This is a genomic window from Paracoccus alcaliphilus, assembly GCF_028553725.1.
Classification (GTDB): Bacteria; Pseudomonadota; Alphaproteobacteria; order Rhodobacterales; family Rhodobacteraceae; genus Paracoccus; species Paracoccus alcaliphilus.
This window is the reverse complement of the sequence record NZ_CP067124.1, coordinates 2,287,835-2,305,501: the sequence shown is the minus strand read 5'-3', so window position 1 is coordinate 2,305,501 and position 17,667 is coordinate 2,287,835. Positions and strand designations below refer to the sequence as shown.

Annotated in this window: 27 protein-coding genes, 1 pseudogene and 1 riboswitch; of the genes and pseudogenes, 19 read left to right on the top strand and 9 right to left on the bottom strand. The window is 63.8% G+C overall.

Translation table 11 applies throughout. The features are described from left to right. Positions 1 to 174: 174 nt before the first annotated feature. The 6 genes from JHW40_RS11880 to JHW40_RS11855 form a co-directional block, all read right to left on the bottom strand. The gene (locus JHW40_RS11880) at positions 175 to 801 is read right to left on the bottom strand and encodes a hypothetical protein (protein WP_090613694.1); all 627 of its coding nucleotides are present in this window, start codon (positions 799 to 801) and stop codon (positions 175 to 177) included. Next, positions 798 to 1,361 (bottom strand): hypothetical protein, encoded by a 564-nt coding sequence (locus JHW40_RS11875; protein ID WP_090613691.1) that lies wholly within the window; start codon positions 1,359 to 1,361, stop codon positions 798 to 800. Before JHW40_RS11875 ends, JHW40_RS11880 begins: the two co-directional genes overlap by 4 nt. 11 nt (positions 1,362 to 1,372) lie before the next feature. Further along, complete coding sequence (locus JHW40_RS11870) at positions 1,373 to 1,579, bottom strand: hypothetical protein (RefSeq protein ID WP_139208187.1); 207 nt, start codon at positions 1,577 to 1,579, stop codon at positions 1,373 to 1,375. After that, positions 1,576 to 1,719, bottom strand: a complete 144-nt coding sequence (locus JHW40_RS11865) for a hypothetical protein (protein WP_170851858.1) — start codon at positions 1,717 to 1,719, stop codon at positions 1,576 to 1,578. The genes JHW40_RS11870 and JHW40_RS11865 overlap by 4 nt, the downstream gene beginning before the upstream one ends. Further along, positions 1,716 to 2,000, bottom strand: a complete 285-nt coding sequence (locus JHW40_RS11860) for a hypothetical protein (protein WP_090613685.1) — start codon at positions 1,998 to 2,000, stop codon at positions 1,716 to 1,718. Before JHW40_RS11860 ends, JHW40_RS11865 begins: the two co-directional genes overlap by 4 nt. 77 nt (positions 2,001 to 2,077) lie before the next feature. Beyond that, positions 2,078 to 2,284 (bottom strand): hypothetical protein, encoded by a 207-nt coding sequence (locus JHW40_RS11855; RefSeq protein WP_090613814.1) that lies wholly within the window; start codon positions 2,282 to 2,284, stop codon positions 2,078 to 2,080. 85 nt (positions 2,285 to 2,369) lie between these two features. Between JHW40_RS11855 and JHW40_RS11850 the strand changes: the two genes are divergently transcribed. Both JHW40_RS11850 and JHW40_RS11845 read left to right on the top strand, forming a co-directional pair. After that, positions 2,370 to 3,035 (top strand): LexA family transcriptional regulator, encoded by a 666-nt coding sequence (locus tag JHW40_RS11850; protein WP_272848975.1) that lies wholly within the window; start codon positions 2,370 to 2,372, stop codon positions 3,033 to 3,035. Continuing rightward, positions 3,032 to 3,262, top strand: a complete 231-nt coding sequence (locus JHW40_RS11845; RefSeq protein WP_090613680.1) for a hypothetical protein — start codon at positions 3,032 to 3,034, stop codon at positions 3,260 to 3,262. The genes JHW40_RS11850 and JHW40_RS11845 overlap by 4 nt, the downstream gene beginning before the upstream one ends. Positions 3,263 to 3,264: 2 nt before the next feature. Here JHW40_RS11845 and JHW40_RS11840 read toward each other — a convergent pair whose 3' ends face one another. Beyond that, positions 3,265 to 3,492: a hypothetical protein gene (locus JHW40_RS11840; RefSeq protein ID WP_090613677.1), complete on the bottom strand. Its 228-nt coding sequence runs from the start codon at positions 3,490 to 3,492 to the stop codon at positions 3,265 to 3,267. On the opposite strand from JHW40_RS11840, the gene JHW40_RS11835 reads away from it, so the two are divergent. The 17 genes and pseudogenes from JHW40_RS11835 (at position 3,485) to thiD (ending at position 15,691) form a co-directional block, all read left to right on the top strand. Continuing rightward, the gene (locus JHW40_RS11835; protein ID WP_090613674.1) at positions 3,485 to 4,165 is read left to right on the top strand and encodes a hypothetical protein; all 681 of its coding nucleotides are present in this window, start codon (positions 3,485 to 3,487) and stop codon (positions 4,163 to 4,165) included. The two genes, JHW40_RS11840 and JHW40_RS11835, sit on opposite strands and share 8 nt — an antisense overlap. A gap of 231 nt (positions 4,166 to 4,396) precedes the next feature. Then, complete coding sequence (locus JHW40_RS11830; protein WP_090613672.1) at positions 4,397 to 4,669, top strand: hypothetical protein; 273 nt, start codon at positions 4,397 to 4,399, stop codon at positions 4,667 to 4,669. After that, a complete protein-coding gene (locus tag JHW40_RS11825; RefSeq protein ID WP_090613669.1) occupies positions 4,666 to 4,872 on the top strand; it encodes a hypothetical protein in 207 nt (68 codons plus the stop codon). The genes JHW40_RS11830 and JHW40_RS11825 overlap by 4 nt, the downstream gene beginning before the upstream one ends. Positions 4,873 to 5,088: 216 nt before the next feature. Continuing rightward, positions 5,089 to 5,448: a hypothetical protein gene (locus tag JHW40_RS11820; protein ID WP_090613666.1), complete on the top strand. Its 360-nt coding sequence runs from the start codon at positions 5,089 to 5,091 to the stop codon at positions 5,446 to 5,448. Positions 5,449 to 5,461: 13 nt separating this feature from the next. Next, on the top strand, positions 5,462 to 6,445 hold the full coding sequence (locus JHW40_RS11815; RefSeq protein ID WP_090613664.1) for a DUF2303 family protein: 984 nt from the start codon (positions 5,462 to 5,464) through the stop codon (positions 6,443 to 6,445). Beyond that, a complete protein-coding gene (locus tag JHW40_RS11810; RefSeq protein ID WP_090613661.1) occupies positions 6,445 to 6,705 on the top strand; it encodes a hypothetical protein in 261 nt (86 codons plus the stop codon). The genes JHW40_RS11815 and JHW40_RS11810 overlap by 1 nt, the downstream gene beginning before the upstream one ends. Before the next feature lie 184 nt (positions 6,706 to 6,889). Next, the gene (locus JHW40_RS11805) at positions 6,890 to 7,096 is read left to right on the top strand and encodes a hypothetical protein (protein WP_139208186.1); all 207 of its coding nucleotides are present in this window, start codon (positions 6,890 to 6,892) and stop codon (positions 7,094 to 7,096) included. Then, the gene (locus tag JHW40_RS11800; protein ID WP_090613656.1) at positions 7,093 to 7,362 is read left to right on the top strand and encodes a hypothetical protein; all 270 of its coding nucleotides are present in this window, start codon (positions 7,093 to 7,095) and stop codon (positions 7,360 to 7,362) included. Before JHW40_RS11805 ends, JHW40_RS11800 begins: the two co-directional genes overlap by 4 nt. Next, positions 7,359 to 8,015 (top strand): hypothetical protein, encoded by a 657-nt coding sequence (locus JHW40_RS11795; RefSeq protein WP_090613653.1) that lies wholly within the window; start codon positions 7,359 to 7,361, stop codon positions 8,013 to 8,015. The genes JHW40_RS11800 and JHW40_RS11795 overlap by 4 nt, the downstream gene beginning before the upstream one ends. Further along, positions 8,012 to 8,197, top strand: a complete 186-nt coding sequence (locus JHW40_RS11790) for a helix-turn-helix domain-containing protein (RefSeq protein WP_090613650.1) — start codon at positions 8,012 to 8,014, stop codon at positions 8,195 to 8,197. The genes JHW40_RS11795 and JHW40_RS11790 overlap by 4 nt, the downstream gene beginning before the upstream one ends. Then, positions 8,194 to 8,838, top strand: coding sequence for a class I SAM-dependent methyltransferase (locus JHW40_RS11785; RefSeq protein ID WP_090613647.1), 645 nt, complete (start codon positions 8,194 to 8,196; stop codon positions 8,836 to 8,838). Before JHW40_RS11790 ends, JHW40_RS11785 begins: the two co-directional genes overlap by 4 nt. Beyond that, on the top strand, positions 8,838 to 9,005 hold the full coding sequence (locus JHW40_RS11780; protein WP_170851857.1) for a hypothetical protein: 168 nt from the start codon (positions 8,838 to 8,840) through the stop codon (positions 9,003 to 9,005). The genes JHW40_RS11785 and JHW40_RS11780 overlap by 1 nt, the downstream gene beginning before the upstream one ends. After that, positions 9,002 to 10,009: a tyrosine-type recombinase/integrase gene (locus JHW40_RS11775; protein ID WP_090613645.1), complete on the top strand. Its 1,008-nt coding sequence runs from the start codon at positions 9,002 to 9,004 to the stop codon at positions 10,007 to 10,009. The genes JHW40_RS11780 and JHW40_RS11775 overlap by 4 nt, the downstream gene beginning before the upstream one ends. A gap of 43 nt (positions 10,010 to 10,052) precedes the next feature. Further along, positions 10,053 to 10,253, top strand: a pseudogene (locus tag JHW40_RS11770) (winged helix-turn-helix domain-containing protein); the annotation flags it as partial. Positions 10,254 to 10,361: 108 nt separating this feature from the next. Further along, a complete protein-coding gene (gene ligA / locus JHW40_RS11765; RefSeq protein WP_170851856.1) occupies positions 10,362 to 12,584 on the top strand; it encodes an NAD-dependent DNA ligase LigA in 2,223 nt (740 codons plus the stop codon). Next, the gene (gene recG, locus JHW40_RS11760) at positions 12,581 to 14,677 is read left to right on the top strand and encodes an ATP-dependent DNA helicase RecG (protein ID WP_244519242.1); all 2,097 of its coding nucleotides are present in this window, start codon (positions 12,581 to 12,583) and stop codon (positions 14,675 to 14,677) included. Before ligA ends, recG begins: the two co-directional genes overlap by 4 nt. A 39-nt stretch (positions 14,678 to 14,716) precedes the next feature. Then, a riboswitch (TPP riboswitch) is annotated at positions 14,717 to 14,813 on the top strand. Positions 14,814 to 14,857: 44 nt separating this feature from the next. Beyond that, positions 14,858 to 15,691, top strand: coding sequence for a bifunctional hydroxymethylpyrimidine kinase/phosphomethylpyrimidine kinase (gene thiD / locus JHW40_RS11755; RefSeq protein WP_090613640.1), 834 nt, complete (start codon positions 14,858 to 14,860; stop codon positions 15,689 to 15,691). Here the strand turns inward: thiD and JHW40_RS11750 are convergent. Further along, a complete protein-coding gene (locus JHW40_RS11750; RefSeq protein WP_090613637.1) occupies positions 15,670 to 16,338 on the bottom strand; it encodes an ABC transporter ATP-binding protein in 669 nt (222 codons plus the stop codon). The genes thiD and JHW40_RS11750 overlap by 22 nt on opposite strands. Then, a complete protein-coding gene (locus tag JHW40_RS11745) occupies positions 16,331 to 17,632 on the bottom strand; it encodes a lipoprotein-releasing ABC transporter permease subunit (protein WP_090613635.1) in 1,302 nt (433 codons plus the stop codon). Before JHW40_RS11745 ends, JHW40_RS11750 begins: the two co-directional genes overlap by 8 nt. Positions 17,633 to 17,667 lie beyond the last annotated feature (35 nt).

The window sequence follows — 17,667 nt, the reverse complement described above, 5'->3', positions numbered from 1 at the left end:
CCCCTTTCTCAGCCCTGCCGACTTATCCACAGGCGCAACCGCTCGACTGTCGCGGGATTGCCCCTGTCTCTTTCCTTGTCTTTGTCCCTGTCTCTATCGAACGAGACAGTCTTGAAGTGTCTGCGGACTGTCTCAGACTGTCTTTCGGACAATTTCAGGACAGTTCGGAAAGTCTCAGGCCCGCGTTCGCCCGCGCGCCATCGTCAGATCCAGCATGTGATCCGACCACCGCGCGATGCCGCGCTCGATCCAGCTGGAGGACCGGTATTCGCAGCCTTCCTTGACCAGCCATTCATCGATCCAGCGGACGGCCGCGTCGTTCTGCGCCAATTCGGCTTGATATCCTGCCAGAGATCCACGCAACCTCAGCAGTCGCTTGGACACGCTGGCGGCTTCGCTGCGGGCCCGGTGATCTTCCTTGCGCGAGATGGCCTCGGTCAGCGACCGCAGCACCATCGGATGCATCAGGCGGATTTCCTCGCCGCATTTCACGCGGCGCCATTTGTGCAGCGGTCCGAACTCCAGCCGACACAACTGGGTGAAATGGTCGCGGTCAACAAACAGCATCTTGGCCAAAACACCATAATCCGTTGGCAAGGTGCCGACCGGAGACTGGTCATAGCTGATATTGATCAGATCGAAGAACAAAGCCCGGCATTCCGCCGTGCCCTTCAGGCGCATGTCGCAGTTCAACCAGCGCCGCCGCTCCCATGCCATGAAGTAATGACTGTCCAGCCGGTCTTCCGGCGACAGCGGATATTCGTCGAGGTCATCGACGGATGCCAGTTGCAGATTGCTCATGCCGCCACCTTTTCGCATGCAGCACGCTCTCGCGCGGCCTGCTGTTCACGTTTCGCAGCGTCGGCAAGCAATGCGGCCAGGCGAATCTCTTGCCATGCCTCGATCGGCAGGCCCGGCCTGCCACGGGGGCGGCGCGGCAGGCCCATCAGATGGGCACGCTCAACGACAGTGCGGGCACTTTGGCCGAACAGCTTGCCGATAGCTGCCGAATCGATCCCGGCAAGCCACATGGCGGCGAATTCTTCCTCGCGCCCAACGGCAAAATGGCGCAGGTCGTGTGAACGACCCGGCAAGCCAAGCGCCTTGCGGCGATAGATGATCCCGGACGACGCAATACCAAAATGACGCGCCATTTCCGCGACCGGGACCCCGCGCCGCCACATGTCCGTAAATTCCGCTTCGCGGTCCGAGGCGATCCGCCACGGCTTGCCGCGCTTGCGGGAAGGAAGTCCGAGCGCCTTCGCCCTGCGCCAGAAATTCGCCCGGGTCAGTCCGACCTGCTCGGCAGCCTGCGCCGTGGTCAGCGTGTCATCCAGCCACGCCGCGCGGATACGGGCCATTGAGACGCGCTTCATTGCTTGGCCCCAATGTGCTTTGTGATGTGCAACAGATCGAACGTATCGCGCAGGCGCCGAATGATCGACGTAGGGTCGAAATCGCCTTCATTCAGGCCGAACGCCGCAGCGTCGACAAGCAGGGCAATGGCATCTTCGGGGCGAGTCTCAAGCTCAAGCGCCGATTCCCAGATCAGAAGCAAAGAGCGTTCAGTCGGAGTCATTTCCGCCCCCGCTTGACGCGCTGGTAAAACTTTTCCGAGCGTGACTGGAAGCGAACCGCCGCCGCCATGTCGCCCAGCTTCACGGCGCGCCGATAGCGCGCCTCGTTGTATCGCTGGCACATCCGCCACCAGACCTTCATGAGCGCACCTCGGGGTCGATCACCTGAAACACCGCCTCGGCGCCGACCAGCGCGATGACGCGAAGCACATAACGGAAATGGGGCGAATTCTCGCAGCGCAGCCAGTTGCGCACCGTGCGCGGTGTCACCGGACGCTTGTCCGAGGTCAGCACCTCGGCGGCCAGTTCCGCCAGATCGTTTTCCGACCGCGCCTCGGGGAAAGCCCGCCACAGCAGGCTGGCGAACCACTCGCGCTCGGCATCCTCGGCGGAATGTGCCGACGACGATTTTCTGAAATTCATTTCCGGCAATCCCGTGCTGTTATGTCCGCGTGAAGACGGAGCAACAGAAGAAGGGCGAGAGGGCGCGGCATGGCGGATCATGCTGCGCCCTCGGCGTTAGCAGGGGAGTGCTTCGCCATATAGGCGCGCACCCGGTCGGCAACGATCATCGTCGGACTGCTGTCGCCGTCCTTCCATTTTTGCCATTGTCCCCACCCGGCGCCGATCGATGCCCGCAACAAGCGCTGGGGCGTGGTCGCGGTGGCGGTGCAATACTCTTCAATATCGGCAAGAAACTGTTCCATGCCCCTAAAATGGGGAAGCATCCCCATTTTGTAAAGCGGAAACTTCCCCGTGGCTGAATTGCTACGAATGGGGCAGTTTCCCCATATGGAAAACACCGATCTGGATGCCTTTGTTCGCGGCCTGGAAGTTGCGATGAAGCGGACAGGCTGGAAGGCCGCACCGCTGTCCGAGGCGTCGGGGATGGGAACGACGGCGGTAAGAGACCTTTTTCGAAAGAAGTCGTCTCCCAAGGTCTCAACGGCGTTTGCGCTAGCCAGCACAATAGGGATGACGGTGGATGAGATAATCCGCCTCGGCGAAGGGGCACCTAGCCTCATCGGGAACTTCATCCCTGTCATCGGCGAAGTCGGCGCGGGCGCTCGCGTGCCGCTGACCGACGTGCACGAAAACAATGGCGGAATGTTCTCGGTCGCGGCGCCATCGCAGCTGCTGCGCCGCGCACCCGCCAGCACCTTCGCCGCAGTGATCGTCTCGGGCGACTCGATGATGCCAATGTATCAGCCGGGCGATATCCTGTTCTACAGCCGCGCCACGCATGAGGGCATCCCGGATGAGGACATCGGGCGGCCCTGCGTGGTCGAGGATGCAACGGGGATGGCATGGCTGAAGCAAGTGCGGACTGGCGATGAGCCGGGCCTGTTCCACCTCATTTCACTGAACCCCAATGCCGATACCATGCACAACCAGCGGATCAAATGGGCGTCGCGCGTCATCTTCGCGCTGCCGGAAGATATGGTGGAGAGGATATGAGCGACAAAGAGCGCATAGCCCAACTTGAAGCCGAGCTCGCGGCCACCAAGCGCGCCGCCACGCATATGATGGTCGGCATGGCCATGGGCATTGCGTCAACGCCTGAGGGGCGCGAGGAACTGGCGGCAGGGTTTGCCGAGGCGGCCAGCGATCCGGACCCGGCAATTGCCGAGATGGCGCAGGCCGTGGCGGATGCGATCAGGGCGGCGATGTTGGCGGATGAGTGAGGTCAGACTAACGAGAATGCGGCAACTGCAAGTGTCCCTACCAGCCACACGAAGATAGTTGTGATGAAACTGGCAGCCCTCACGCCAGCCAGAAGCGCGTGACGCAATGCGGAGGCTGATACTTCTAAGCTGCGATCAAGCAGGCCATCAATCAGCAGCCACACAGCCACACAGGCGACTGTCCAAGAAAAAAAGGCCCCCAGAGAAATAACCAAGATTGCGATGTTCATTTGGCGTTTCCTTACAGAAAATTCAGCAGCCGTCACAGCCTTGGCGGCGGCGCTTGGGGTAGTGTCCGCATCACTGGCGGCCTTGTTCGCAGGAGCGGCCGTGAAAGAGGCCAGGAACACTAACGCCAGTCAGAACAGGGCTTATCTGACCGTCAAATTCACGGAGATAATCTACGCAGGGAGAACCTCCAGGGCGCTCCCGAACGGTGGGCGAGATGCCTATGTGATACGAGTTTGGGTCCGAAATTCCGGCAGAACCCCGGCGAAGTGGTTCAAGGCCAAATGCAGACTTTCCTTCGTGAAATACGACGTCAACATGAATTCGCCCCAAGTTGTTGCTACCCACGAAGAGGAAACAAAGGCTTGGGTCGGCATGGCAGCCGACGAAGACGTCAGCTTCATGCTCGACGGAATGGATTATTTCAATGTCATCTCTCAAGCGATAGATGACGCGGTCGATGGCTCCAGCGTCGTCTTGGAGTGCGAAATCTCCTACCAGACGATGTTTGACAAGAAGGCCCAGATGTGGGCCACAAAAACAGCCGCCCGAGCGGAACGCCTTGCCGACTATGCCACCGATTACAGGCAATCCAGAATACACGATACCCCGAGGCCAGATCCCCTGAAAATGCCATTCAGCCCGGTCGAGGTAGAGCCTCCTGGCGTGGCATAAGGTAGGCACAGCGCACCGCCATCTCCGCCCGCCCCACGGCGGGCTTTTTCATGCGCCGCAGCCCGGCGCTGGCGGGTGGCGATCCGTCGCCCTCCCTATTCGCAGGATAGCGGGCGCGAATCGGGGCGGCAAGATTAAAAAGGGGAAGTATCCCCATTTAATGCTTTACAATGGGGATACTTCCCTATTACGTTCATCCCAACCGGCACGCCGCCGGACGGGAGATCGACATTGAGCATCAGCGAACAGCCTGAGCGCCTTGGCCTGCTGAAGGTCATGTTCCGGGACGGTGGGATCCAGACCGTTTCCAACGTCAGCGCGAAAGAGGCCGGAACCCTTCTCGATCACCTTGGCAAGATGATGGTTGATGACGTGCCGGCGCCGCGCTTTGCCGCGATCCGCAGGCCCGAAGACAGCTATGCCGTCGATCTGTCGCAGGTGCGCAGCGTCGAGTTCGCCCTTTTCGCGGACGAACCCACTGACGCAGGGGCGCTGTTGGCATGACCGCCCGCTTCCCCGATCCCGTCGATGATGACCGTCGGCCCGTTGGCTTTGTCGGATTTCTGGGCGGGGCGCTTCTGATCCTGCTGCTGTTGGTCGCATGGCTGCTGACCCGCGTGGACTGGCAGTGGCTGCTGGATTTCGTTGCGCCCACTGCCGCGCAGGCCCGCGATCTGGGCTGGGTGAACATCGTCGAGGGGCTGTGAGCCTCTGACCGAGATCCGGCCCCGTGGTGGGGCCGGTGCCGGGATGCCGACAAGCCATGAAAGGCCTGTCCTCTTGTTCGGAAAATAAGGGCATCCCGGTCTGAATTCGAACCCCGCGACGCATGTCACTGTCCTGTCGCGGGCACTTGCCGGGAAGGTGTTTTCTCTTCCCTTCACCTTCCCGGCTCCTTTGTTTCGCAACCGAAAGGATGCCAGATGGCAAACCCACCCGAACTGCGCAGCCTCGATCAGATGCTGTCGCTCGCCGATAACGGTGATTACCTGCCCGATCTGCTGGAGCGGATCGAGGCCAACAATGTCGAGATGCGCCAGTTTGCTCAGGACTTCGCCACCGGAGCGAAGGGCAAGATCGTCATCACCATCGAAATGAAGTGCGATCGTTTCGGCCAGTTGGAGATGGCGATCACCGATAAGGTCGAGGGACCGAAGCCGCCCAAGCACAAGGCCGTCGGCTGGCTGACCGGCGATGGCGCCCTGACCACCCACAACCCCGCCCAATCCCGCATGGAAATCCGCGACGTCGATGGCCGCCGCGAGCTGCGCGCAGCCGAGTAAGGAAAACCCTACCATGACCACCGAAACCCCGAAGAACATCGCCGAGACGATCATCGAAGAGATGCGCCGCGTCGGCGAGTACGAAATTGTCATCTGTCCGTCGGAAGAAGCGCCGCTTGCGCCGATGATCATCAGTGCGCCGAAGGACATGGTCCTGCATGATCTGACCGCGAAGAATCGCGAGGCCATTCAGGCCCTCAAACCGTTTCAGCGCACCGGCAGGGCTGTTCTCGCCGATCTGGACAGCATGATTGTCTGGACCAATCGTTTCAAGGGCGCGGACACGGTGCTGTTCGGCCAGATCCACCCGGTGCCGAAGCTGGTTTCGGTGATCGACTATCACGGCGAAGGCGCGCCGGTCATCGATCACACGAATGGCGATCCGGCGGCGCGCTATGGCCGTCATACCGGCACCTACAGCTTTCCTGTCTCGGAAGAGTGGAAGCGCTGGAACGAGATCAGCGGCAAGGCGCTGGACAAGGATGTATTCGGCGAGTTCATCGAAGAGAACGCCAAGGATTTCCTTGATCCGACGCCCGCGCTGCTGGGGCAAGGCAAGTCCGATCCGGAGGCATGGGAAGCCCGGATGATCGAGGTGGCTGCCAAGGTGCAGGGACGGTTCGGGCAGTATACGGCGCTGAACCTGCTGTCGCGCGAGTTCAAGGTGCATGAGCAGGGTCACCTAAACGTCACCACCAACCGCGACACCGGCGAGGCAAAGGTCCAGTTCCTGACCGAGCATCGCGATCCCGACGGCCAGCCGCTGACGTTGCCCAACCTGTTCATGATCGCGATCCCGGTCTTCGAGGAAGGCGCGCTGTATCGTCTGGCCGTGCGTTTCCGCTATCGCAAGGCGGGCTCAGACGTGAAGTTCATCGTTCAGCTCTACAACCCCGATGTCGCGCTGCGCGATGCCGCCCGCGAGGCGATGACGCAGGCACAGGAGGCCACCGGCGTGCCGTTCCTGATGGGCGTGCCCGAGACCAGCGGCGCCTGATGACCGCCGAGGTGACATATCGCGGCATCGCCATCCGCACCTTCGACATTCCATGCACCCCGTTCGTCTGGGTGCATGACGAAGGTGACGCGCATGGCGAGGCCCCGACGCTGGACGAAGCCAAGCGCCAGATCGGCCGTCACCTCGGCCCGCAGGGCGGCTCTGAGGGTTGCCCGGAATGCGGCGGCACCGGCTACGAGGATTGGTGCCGCATGGCGATCAGCCCCTGCGAATACTGCTTTCAGGAGGAAGATTTATGACCGCAGGTCAGCTGGAAAAATGCCCGGCATGCAGCGGGCGCGGATACCACCACTGCGATTGCTGGCCGGGAGACTGCATCTGCGGATGGGGTGATGAGGATTGCGAAGAATGCCGCGGGAATGGGTGGATCGACCCGGCCTATGACGACGATCCGTATTTGGACGAATTGCCGGAGGGCGAGAAATGAGACTGATCAGATCCATGGCGCTGGCCACCGTTATGACCCTGTGCCTCGCCGTCGGCGCCGGGTTGACCGCATTGGCTTCCATATGCGGCCGCTATTTGGCGCACGATCTGGGACTGCCGGTCGAGGTCGGAGGGTGGGTCGGCATGGTGGCGATGGTTTTCACGCTGCTGACCGTGATGTGCTGGCTGGAGGATGAGGCATGAGCATCCAGCCGGACCTGTTGTCATGCCCGTTCTGCGGCTCACAGCCGATGATCCTCGGCATGGATCGCGCGCAGCATCCTGTTGCGGGGTGCATCCTGTCCGGACGCACAATTGCTGCGCGCGAGTTCCGTGAGTGGAACAAGAGGACACAGCTGCCGGATGCGGGTCAACTGTGCAACAGCACAGTCGAGATGGCCGAATGTGTTGCTTTCAGCGCGGGATATGAGGCTGGCGAGCGGGATGGGCTCGCGAAAGGCGGTGCGTGATGACCACCATGCGTATCCTGATCGGCTGCGAGACCTCGGGCGTGATGCGCCGGGCCTTCGCCGCCCGTGGGCATGATGTCTGGTCCTGCGATCTGCTGCCTGCCGAGGATGGCAGCAATCGTCATATCCAGGGCGACATTCTCGATCATCTGGCCGAGGGCTGGGATTTGCTTGTGGTCGCCCATCCACCCTGCACGCGCCTGTGCAACAGCGGGGTGCGCTGGCTGCATACGCCGCCGCCCGGCCGCACAAGGTCGGATATGTGGCTTGAGCTGGATGAGGGCGCCGCGCTGTTCGCCGCCTGCTGGAACGCCCCGGTCGATCGTGTCGCGGTCGAGAACCCGGTGATGCACAAGCACGCCCGCGAGCGCTTGCCCGCGGATCTACCGAAGCCGCAGATCGTGCAGCCGTGGTGGTTCGGCGAGCCGTTCTTCAAGGCGACGGGTTTTTACCTGCGTGGGCTGCCGCACCTGACCGCAACCCATAGACTGACGCCGCCGAAGCCCGGGACCGATGAACACAAACGCTGGAGTGCGGTTCATCGCGCCTCGCCGGGGCCGGATCGGTGGCGTTTCCGCAGCCGGACATTCGAAGGCGTGGCAGAGGCATGTGCCGATCAGTGGGGGAGTGAAGCGATGAGGGATGCCGCATGACCAAGCGCCGGCCATGGACCGATGAACACATGCTGGACGCCCTGCGCATGCGCGACGAGGGTCTGCCGGTCGATCAGATCGCGCAGAGGCTCGGCTATTCGAAGGGGTCGGCCTGCGGCGTCCTCAAGCGGATCCGCGACGATAGCCGGGCCGCCGAGGGGCGGAAGGAGGCGCGGGCATGACCCAGAACCGCAGCAGCGCCGTCATGCAGCAGCGCGCCGAGCCCCACGACAGCCTGGACGATTTCCCAACGCCGCCATGGGCCACGCGGGCGTTGTGCGAGTGGCTGAAAACCCACGCCATCATGGACAGCTGCCGAGAACCCGCCGCCAATCGCGGCCATATGGTCCGGCCGCTGCTGGAATATTTCCCGGCGGTCGATGCGGCGGATGTGCACGATTACGGCGCGGGATTCCGCGTCGAGGATTATCTGTTTGGTCCCGATCCAGAGCCGGTCGATTGGACGATTACCAATCCGCCGTTTCGCCTGGCCGAACAGTTCATCGAGCGAGCGCTGCGGACTTCGCGCCAAGGCGTCGCGGTGATCGTTCGCAGCGCATTCCTCGAAGGGGTCGGGCGATTTGAACGACTGTATAATGCCAGCCCGCCCACGGTGATCCTGCAATTCTCTGAACGCGTCGTCATGCACAAAGGCAAGCTGAGCGCCACGGGAAGCACCGCGACGGCTTATTGCTGGTTGATCTGGATGCAGTACTGCCCGTCAGACCGCTTCGGCACCAGATTTGGATGGATCTCGCCGTGTAGGAAGCGGCTGGAGCGGGCCGAGGATTATGAGGATGCACGACAGGAGGTGATGTTCTGATGGCGGTTAGGATCGAGACAAAGCTCAAGCGTCTCATTGTTGCCAGCCAGGAAGTTGGCCGTGTCGTGATCGGCGCGGAGATCGAGGGCGAAAAGATCAACCTGATATTTGAAACACCGAAAGACACCATGCCCGCTGATTTCATAGACTGGCGCCGCAAGAAATGAAACGCGATCTGCCATCTTACGTCTATCGCAAGGGAAAGAACCGGCTCATCTACTTCTGCCGGTGGGGGAAGACCCAACGCATGTATGCCACCCCCGGCACTGCCGAGTTCGCCGCGGAGTATGCCCTGATGATGCGGGGCAATCCCCCTGCCCCGAAGCGCACCGTCAAGGGGCTGATCCATCGGTATATGATATCGGACCGCTGGCCCGCGCTCGCGGTAAACACCCGAAAGTCATACTCGCGACACTTTGCCTATCTGGAGGAGGCCGCAGGTCACATTGACCCCGTCACCCTTCGCACCTCGCAAATCTATGAGATGCGGGACGCCCTGAAGGATAAGCCGACAGATGCCAACCGGAAGATCGGGGTGCTCTCAACGCTGTTGGCGTTCGGCGTTCGGATCGGATGGCTGGATCGGAATGTGGCGGAAGGGGTCGAGCAGCTGAAAGGGGTTCGACCCGCCCGGGAACCTTGGCCCGAAGATAAGATCGCCGCATATCGCGCTGTGGCCGACCCCCTACCCTTGTTGATCTTCGAGGTTCTCCTTGGCACCGGCCAGAGAATCGGCGACGTGCTGGCGATGAAATGGGCCGACATCGAGGACGGCGGGATTTGGGTCCAGCAGCAGAAGACCGGCGCCGGCATCTTTGTCCCGTTCACCGACGCGCTGGCCGACGCCTTGGACGCTGCGCCGAGAATCGGCGAGACGCTGATCGCGCAGCAAAATGGCAGATCAGTCAGCTATTCCTTGGCGCACAAGCTGATCACCGATGTCAGGAAGAAAATCGACGCGATGCCATGGGATATCCATTGCCTGCGTCACTCTGCGGCCGCCGAGATCGCCAGTCTGCCGGGAATGAGTATTGAGCATGTCATGGCTATCACAGGGCATACATCGGAGCAGATGGCCCGCCATTACAGCCGAAAAGCCGACATGCGCGCGAAGGCGCGAGAGGCGCAGAACGCAAGGCGAACGAAACAGGAAACCGGAAATCAGAATTGAAACCGCCCCTATGGGCCGTTAAATTTCAATCGGTTACGTTAAAAAAAGAATGTTCCTCAACCACCTCTATGGCGGGATGGATGAACCGGAACTGAAAATCATCGACGTCTTCATCTGTAAATTGCGCAAGAAGCTGTCAACGGCGCTGGACGGCGAAAACCATATCGAGACCGTCTGGGGACGCGGCTATGTGCTGCGCGACCCCGAATCCGGCAATCACGAACGGCTGGCGGTCGGCGCCTGATCGCCGCCGCCGCCCCTTCCGTCATCCGCATGCCAACCCATCTGGGCGCGGCGGCTGATGCAGCGTATAAGCTGAGCCGGACAGCAGGCCAGAGCGGGACGGCAGGGAATGGCGCGACAGACAGGCGAAACCGGCGATGACATCACGCCAGAATCGGGGGTTGCGGTGCAGGACCGCAGCGGCGTCGATCAGCTGAATACGCAGCAGGCCAGCGACGAAATCGCCTCGCTGGCCGACCGGATCCGGCAGGCGAACGAGGATTACCACACCCACGACGCCCCTACCCTGTCAGATGCGGATTACGACGCGATGAAGCGCCGTCTGGAAGAACTGGAACAGGCATTCCCCGATCTGGTCATGCCCGACAGTCCGACCGGCCATGTCGGCGCCACCCCGGCGGAAGGGTTCGGCAAGGTCACCCATGCGCAGCGGATGATGTCGCTGTCCAACGCCTTCACGCCCGAGGACGTGCAGGATTTCGTCACCCGTATCCGCAGCTTTCTGAACCTTGCCGAAGACGCGCCACTGATGTTCACGGCGGAACCCAAGATCGACGGATTGTCGCTGTCGCTGCGCTATGAGGACGGCGTTCTGGTGCAGGCGGCGACGCGCGGCGATGGCAGCGTGGGCGAAAACGTCACCGCCAATGCCCGCACCGTGGCCGACATTCCGCAACTGCTGCGCGACGCGCCGAAGGGCATAATCGAGGTGCGCGGCGAGGTCTATATGAGCCACGACGATTTCGCCCGTCTGAACCAGACCGGCAGCGGTCGCGTCTTTGCCAATCCCCGCAATGCCGCCGCCGGATCGCTGCGCCAGCTTGACCCGACGGTCACCGCCAGCAGGCCGCTGCGCTTTTTCGCCTATGGCTGGGGGCAACTGTCCGCGCCGCTGGCCGATACGCAGATGCAGGCGGTGCAGCGGCTGGCGGATCTGGGCTTTGCCATCAACCCGCTGACCCGGCTTTGCGACGGCGCCGCAGCGATGATCGAGACATGGGCCGCGATCGAGCAGCAGCGCGCCACGCTTGGCTATGACATCGATGGCGTGGTGTACAAGGTGGACGACCTGTCCTTTCAGGCGCGGCTGGGTTTCCGCTCGACCACGCCGCGTTGGGCGCTGGCGCACAAGTTCCCGGCCGAGACCGCCTGGACCCGGTTGCAGCGGATCGAGATCCAGGTCGGTCGCACCGGCGCGCTGTCCCCCGTCGCGCGGTTGGAGCCGGTGACGGTCGGCGGCGTCGTCGTCTCGAACGCGACCCTGCATAACGAGGATTACATCGCCGGCCGCGACAATTCCGGCGCGCCGATCCGTGAGGGGCGCGACATTCGCGAAGGCGACTGGGTCAAGGTCTATCGCGCGGGCGATGTGATTCCCAAGATTGCCGATGTGGACCTGTCGCGCCGCCCGGCGGACAGCGATGCATATCGCTTTCCCGAAACCTGTCCCGAATGCGGCTCGGACGCGGTGCGCGAGGTGGGCGATTCCGTGCGCCGCTGCACGGGCGGCCTGATATGCCCGGCGCAGGCCATTGAGAAGTTGAAACATTTCGTCAGCCGCGCCGCCTTCGACATCGAGGGTCTCGGGGCAAAGCAGATCGAGATGTTCTTCACCGACGATCACCTGCCGATCCGCGAACCGGCGGATATCTTCACGCTGGCCACCCGTGACACCGCCAACCTCCCCAAGTTGAAGAATCGCGAGGGTTTCGGCGACCGCTCGGCCGCCAAGCTGTTCGCCGCCATCGAGGATCGCCGCCGGATCGAGTTGCGCCGCCTGATCTTTGCCCTCGGCATCCGCCATGTGGGCGAGGTCGCGGCGGCCACACTGGCGCGCCATTTCGGCACATGGGACGCGCTGATCGCCGCCATCGACGGGGCCGCGCAGGAACCGGCCTTTGCCGCCACCGATGACAAGTCGCGCCGTCCGCTGCTGGCCGACAGTCCGCATTGGTCGGAACTGGCCGGGATCGACGGTATCGGCGCGGTGCTGGTGCAATCGTTGATCACCAGTTTCAGCCAGCCTTCGGAACGCGCGGGCATCGACCGCCTGACCCGGCAGCTTGAGATCCTGCCCGCCAAGGCCCCGACCCATGCCGACAGCGAAATCAGCGGCCAGACGCTGGTCTTTACCGGCACGTTGGAGCGGATGACCCGGGCCGAGGCCAAGGCGCGGGCCGAATCGATGGGGGCGAAGGTCGCGGGCTCGGTCAGTGCGAAAACCGATCTGGTCATTGCCGGGCCGGGCGCGGGATCGAAGGCGAAAAAGGCCGCCGATCTGGGCGTCAGGGTGATCGACGAAGACGAATGGATGCGGATCGCGGGCAGATGAGTGTGACGAAGGGCCGGCCACCAGAACTGTTCCCGCTGTTCGCTGCGATCGACAGCCTGCCGGGGATCGGCCCCAAGGGCGTGGCCGCGCTGGCCCAGATGGGAATCGAGCGCCCCCGAGACCTGATCCTGACCCTGCCTTCCAGCGGCGTCACCCGCCGCCGGATCGCGCGAATTACTGATGCCCGCCCGCCCGAAATCATCACCATCGGCGTCGAGGTCATCCGCCATCACCCGCCCACCACGCGCGGCAGGCCGTGGCGGGTTCATTGCAGCGACGGCACCTCGGACCTGACGCTGGTGTTTTTCCACCCGCGGCGCGACTGGATCGAGAAACAGCTTCCCGAAGGCGCGCGGCGCATCGTCTCGGGCAAGGTCGAACTGTTCGATGGCATGGCGCAGATGGTCCATCCCGATCATATCCTGACCGAAACCGACCCCCTGCCGGTGGATTTCGAGCCGGTCTATCCGCTCAGCGCCGGGCTGACGCAAAAGACGATGGCCCGCGCGGTGGCGGCGGCGATGACCCGGCTGCCCGATGCCGGGGAATGGATCGACCCGCAACTGCTGAGTGATCGCGGCTGGCCGGGCTGGCAGGCGGCGCTGACGGCGGCGCATGCGCCTGCCGGGCCGGGCGAATTGTCGCCCGACGATCCGGCGCGGCAGCGGCTGGCCTATGACGAGTTTCTGGCCCATCAGATGACATTGGCGCTGGTCCGGCGCCAGAAACGTCACCTGCGCGGGCGACCCAGCACGGGCGATGGCAGGCTGCGGCAGGCGGTGCTGGATGCCCTGCCCTGGCCGCCGACCGCTGCCCAGACCCGCGCGGTTCAGGAAATCGCCGCGGATATGGGCAGCGACCGGCGCATGAACCGGCTGTTGCAGGGCGATGTCGGCTCGGGCAAGACGCTGGTTGCGATGCTGGCGGCGCTGGTTGCGGTCGAATCCGGCGGTCAGGCGGTGCTGATGGCCCCGACCGAGATCCTTGCCCGCCAGCATGCCCGCGGGCTGGAGGCGATGGCGCGGGCGGCGGGCATCCGGCTGGCCGCGCTGACCGGGCGCGACAAGGGCGAACTGCGCGCGCAGCTGTTGCAGGATCTGGCGGAAGGGCGCATCGACATCCTGGTCGGCACACATGCAGTTTTCCAGAAAGACGTGCATTTCCATGACCTTCGCCTTGCCATCATCGACGAACAGCATCGTTTCGGCGTGGCACAGCGGTTGGAACTGTCGGGCAAGGGCCATGTGCCCCCCGACATGCTGATCATGACCGCGACGCCGATTCCGCGCTCGCTGGCGCTGACGCAATATGGCGATCTGGATCTGTCGGTGCTGGATGAAAAGCCGCCCGGACGCCAGCCGATCACCACCGTGATGATCAGCGATCAGCGACTGGCCGAGGTGACGGCGCGGCTGCACCGGGTGCTGGATCAGGGTGCGCGGGCCTATTGGGTCTGCCCGCTGGTCGAAGAGAGCGAAGTCACCGACCTGACCGCCGCCGAGGCGCGGTTTCAGGCCCTGCGCGCCGAGTTTGGCGAGGGCGTGCGACTGATCCACGGTCAGATGCCCGCCGATCAGCGCGACGCGGCGATGGCCGATTTCGCCAGCGGTCGGGCGCAGTTGCTGGTCGCGACGACGGTGATCGAGGTCGGCGTGGACGTGCCCGAGGCCACGATCATGGTGATCGAGCGCGCCGAAAGCTTCGGGCTGGCGCAGCTGCATCAGCTGCGGGGCCGGGTCGGACGGGGCAAGGGCGCCTCGACCTGCCTGCTGCTTTATCACCCGCCGCTGGGTGAAACCGGGGCACGTCGGCTGACCACGCTGCGCGATACCGAGGACGGCTTCCGCATTGCCGAGGTCGATCTGGAGATGCGCGGCGCGGGTGACGTGATCGGCACCGCGCAATCCGGTCTGCCGCGTTTCCGCATCGGCGATCTGGAACATCAGCCCGGGCTGATGGCCGTCGCCCGGCAGGACGCGCGCAACCTGCTGGATCGCGACCCGGCGCTGGAATCGCCGCGCGGCCGCGCGATCCGGCTGCTGATGTGGCTGATGAGTCAGGACGAATCGATCCGGCTGATCTCGGTCGGCTGAACGAAGGCTTGCATAACCGCGCGCAATCGGCTTCCCTGCGGATCGTGACAGGGGCGTCCGGGTTCGACCGGGCTGAGAAGCACCCTTCGAACCTGAACCAGATCATGCTGGCGGAGGGAGTCGCGTTCAGCCCGTCAACGGGTCGTCCGCCCTTCCCCACGCCTGCGGGAAGGAGAGACCATGCCCCGGCAGACCGTGCCGAATATCCTGTCCATCGCGGGGTCTGACCCCTCGGGCGGGGCCGGAATTCAAGCGGATATCAAGGCGATTTCAGCCAATGGCGGTTATGCGATGGCGGCGATCACGGCGCTGACGGTGCAGAATACGCAAGGTGTCCGCGGGGTGCAGATCGTCGCGCCGGATTTCATCGCCGCCCAGATTGCCGCGATCCGCGACGATATCCGCATCGATGCGGTCAAGATCGGGATGCTGGGCGATGCCGCCGTGACCGCCGCCGTGGCCGGGGCGCTGGCGGGTCTGGACTGCCCCATCGTTCTTGACCCGGTGATGGTCGCCAAGGGCGGCGACCGGCTGCTGAGCGCGCAGGCCGTCGATGCGCTGCGCGACGAGTTGTTGCCGATGGCGCGGATCATCACCCCGAACCTGCCCGAAGCCGCCGATCTGCTGGGCTGCGACGAGGCCACCGACCGCGACCGGATGGAGGCGCAGGGCCATGATCTGCTGGCGCTGGGGCCGCGCGCGGTACTGCTGAAAGGCGGGCATCTGCCGGGCGATCAATGCCCTGATCTGCTGGTCTGGCAAGGCGGCAGCCATTGGCTGGACGCCCCGCGTCATGCCACCGTGAACAGCCACGGGACCGGATGCAGCCTGTCCTCGGCGCTGGCCACGCAACTGGCGCTGGGGCATGATCCGCTGCGCGCCTGCAAGGCCGCCAAACATTATGTGTTGCAGGCGCTGAAGGCCGGGGACGCGCTGGATGCGGGCAAGGGCCACGGTCCGACCGACCATTTCTGGATGCTGCGCGACAGCCCTCAGCCGATCTGCGTCAGGTGAACCACCCGGTCCATGCGGGCGGCCAGATCGTGGTTATGGGTCGCCAGCAGGGCGGCCAGCCCGGTTTCCCGGACCAATGACATCAGCAGATCGAACACCCGCTCGGCGGTCTCGGGGTCCAGATTGCCGGTCGGCTCGTCCGCCAGCAGCAACGCCGGTTCATTGGCCAGCGCCCGGCAGAAGGCCACCCGCTGCTGTTCGCCGCCCGACAGCTCGGCCGGCCGGTGCGCCGCGCGATGGCCAAGGCCCACGCGATCCAGCAGATCGCTGGCCCGCGCCGCCGCCGCCTGCGCCGGAACCCCGTTGGCCAGTTGCGGCAGCACGATATTCTCATGCGCCGAAAACTCCGGCAGCAGATGGTGGAACTGATAGACGAAGCCCAGATCCGAGCGCCGCGCCTCGGTCCGTGCCTGATCCGACAGGCCGGTCATGTCGCGCCCGCCAAGGATCACCCTGCCCGAGGTCGGCTGATCCAGCAGCCCCGCGATATGCAGCAGCGTCGATTTGCCCGCCCCCGACGGCGCGACCAGCGCCACGACTTCGCCGCGCGCGACGCTCAGGTCCAGACCGCGCAGCACCTCGACCGGGGCGGGACCGCCCAGACCATAGGTCTTGGCGACGCCATCCAACCGCAGAACCTCACTCATAGCGCAGCGCCTCCACCGGGTTCATGCGCGCGGCGCGGCGCGCGGGGAAAATGGTCACGATGAAGGACAACGACAGCGACAGCGCCACCGCGCGGAAGATGTCCCATGCCCGCAGATCGGCAGGCAGGCGATAGATGCCGCGCACCTCGGGCTGCCACGCCCCGCCATTGGTCAGCGCATTCAGCCCCGCCATGATATTGTCCACGTTCAGCGCCAGTGCCACGCCAAGGATCACCCCGGCGATGGTGCCGATGACGCCGGTGAATGCGCCGCACAGAAAGAAGACGCGCAGGATCGCGCCCTCGGTCAGGCCCATCGTGCGCAGGATGCCGATATCGCGGCCCTTGTTCTTGACCAGCATGATCAGCCCCGAGGTGATGTTCATCGATGCAATCAGCACCAGCACCGACAGGATGACGAACATCACGTCATCCTCCATGTCCAGCGCCGCCAGATAAGAGCCCGAGGCATCGCGCCAGTTCCAGACCTGCGCCCCCTGCCCCGCCGCTGACAGCAGCGGCCCGGTCCAGTCATGGACCCGCTCGGGGTCGTCCACGAACACTTCGATCTCGTCGGCGACGCCTTCGCGGTTGAAATAGCTTTGCGCCTCGGCCATCGGCATATAGATGCGGGAACGATCGACCTCGTAACGCCCGGCGCTGAAGATATAGGTCACCTCATAGGCCTTCATCCGCAGCGACTTGCCCACCGGCGTATTCGGCCCGTCGGGCGATACCAGCCGCACCATGTCGCCAAGGCCAAGGTTCAGTTCCCGCGCGATCCCCGATCCGATGGCCACGCCCCGGTCGAACTCGCCAAGGTCGCCGGCCGAGGTTTCGGGATCCACGATGCGCGGCATGGCTTTCAGCGAATCCAGCGTGACGCCAAAGACCTCGGCCCCGATCGAGCGGTCGTTGGCGGTGGCCATCACCTGCCCCTTGACCAGCGGCGCGGTGCGGGTGACGCCCGGGATCTGCGCCAGCACCGTGGCCATCGCGTCGTAATCCTGGATCTTGCCCGGCACGACATAGACATCGCCGGTCAGCTCGTTCTCGATCCGCTGCGGCGCCATATAGACGGTGCTGTGGGCATTCGCGCCAAGGATAGTGTCGATGAACTCGGCCCGGAAGCCGGACCTGACCGCCAGCGTCGCGATCAGCGCCATCACGCCCAGGGCGATGCCGATCAGGCTGATCCAAGTCATCACGCTGACCCCGCCCTCGCTGCGGCGGGCGCGCAGATAGCGCCATGCGATCATGAATTCGTATCGCGAAAACGGTCTGGGGCTGGCCATTCAAATTCCCTGAACAAAAACGGGCAGAAAGTGAC

Bases quoted from the DNA above. Each gene is read 5' to 3' on its own strand.
- JHW40_RS11825 (WP_090613669.1), top strand. From the start codon at position 4,666: ATGACCGCCCGCTTCCCCGATCCCGTCGATGATGACCGTCGGCCCGTT.
- JHW40_RS11845 (WP_090613680.1), top strand. From the start codon at position 3,032: ATGAGCGACAAAGAGCGCATAGCCCAACTTGAAGCCGAGCTCGCGGCC.
- JHW40_RS11855 (WP_090613814.1), bottom strand. From the start codon at position 2,284: ATGGAACAGTTTCTTGCCGATATTGAAGAGTATTGCACCGCCACCGCG.
- JHW40_RS11750 (WP_090613637.1), bottom strand. From the start codon at position 16,338: ATGAGTGAGGTTCTGCGGTTGGATGGCGTCGCCAAGACCTATGGTCTG.
- JHW40_RS11850 (WP_272848975.1), top strand. From the start codon at position 2,370: ATGGAAAACACCGATCTGGATGCCTTTGTTCGCGGCCTGGAAGTTGCG.
- JHW40_RS11875 (WP_090613691.1), bottom strand. From the start codon at position 1,361: ATGGCCCGTATCCGCGCGGCGTGGCTGGATGACACGCTGACCACGGCG.
- JHW40_RS11860 (WP_090613685.1), bottom strand. From the start codon at position 2,000: ATGAATTTCAGAAAATCGTCGTCGGCACATTCCGCCGAGGATGCCGAG.
- JHW40_RS11790 (WP_090613650.1), top strand. From the start codon at position 8,012: ATGACCAAGCGCCGGCCATGGACCGATGAACACATGCTGGACGCCCTG.
- JHW40_RS11810 (WP_090613661.1), top strand. From the start codon at position 6,445: ATGACCGCCGAGGTGACATATCGCGGCATCGCCATCCGCACCTTCGAC.
- JHW40_RS11780 (WP_170851857.1), top strand. From the start codon at position 8,838: ATGGCGGTTAGGATCGAGACAAAGCTCAAGCGTCTCATTGTTGCCAGC.
- recG (WP_244519242.1), top strand. From the start codon at position 12,581: ATGAGTGTGACGAAGGGCCGGCCACCAGAACTGTTCCCGCTGTTCGCT.
- thiD (WP_090613640.1), top strand. From the start codon at position 14,858: ATGCCCCGGCAGACCGTGCCGAATATCCTGTCCATCGCGGGGTCTGAC.
- JHW40_RS11870 (WP_139208187.1), bottom strand. From the start codon at position 1,579: ATGACTCCGACTGAACGCTCTTTGCTTCTGATCTGGGAATCGGCGCTT.
- JHW40_RS11775 (WP_090613645.1), top strand. From the start codon at position 9,002: ATGAAACGCGATCTGCCATCTTACGTCTATCGCAAGGGAAAGAACCGG.
- JHW40_RS11880 (WP_090613694.1), bottom strand. From the start codon at position 801: ATGAGCAATCTGCAACTGGCATCCGTCGATGACCTCGACGAATATCCG.
- JHW40_RS11820 (WP_090613666.1), top strand. From the start codon at position 5,089: ATGGCAAACCCACCCGAACTGCGCAGCCTCGATCAGATGCTGTCGCTC.
- JHW40_RS11800 (WP_090613656.1), top strand. From the start codon at position 7,093: ATGAGCATCCAGCCGGACCTGTTGTCATGCCCGTTCTGCGGCTCACAG.
- ligA (WP_170851856.1), top strand. From the start codon at position 10,362: ATGGCGCGACAGACAGGCGAAACCGGCGATGACATCACGCCAGAATCG.
- JHW40_RS11815 (WP_090613664.1), top strand. From the start codon at position 5,462: ATGACCACCGAAACCCCGAAGAACATCGCCGAGACGATCATCGAAGAG.
- JHW40_RS11865 (WP_170851858.1), bottom strand. From the start codon at position 1,719: ATGAAGGTCTGGTGGCGGATGTGCCAGCGATACAACGAGGCGCGCTAT.
- JHW40_RS11745 (WP_090613635.1), bottom strand. From the start codon at position 17,632: ATGGCCAGCCCCAGACCGTTTTCGCGATACGAATTCATGATCGCATGG.
- JHW40_RS11840 (WP_090613677.1), bottom strand. From the start codon at position 3,492: ATGAACATCGCAATCTTGGTTATTTCTCTGGGGGCCTTTTTTTCTTGG.
- JHW40_RS11805 (WP_139208186.1), top strand. From the start codon at position 6,890: ATGAGACTGATCAGATCCATGGCGCTGGCCACCGTTATGACCCTGTGC.
- JHW40_RS11785 (WP_090613647.1), top strand. From the start codon at position 8,194: ATGACCCAGAACCGCAGCAGCGCCGTCATGCAGCAGCGCGCCGAGCCC.
- JHW40_RS11835 (WP_090613674.1), top strand. From the start codon at position 3,485: ATGTTCATTTGGCGTTTCCTTACAGAAAATTCAGCAGCCGTCACAGCC.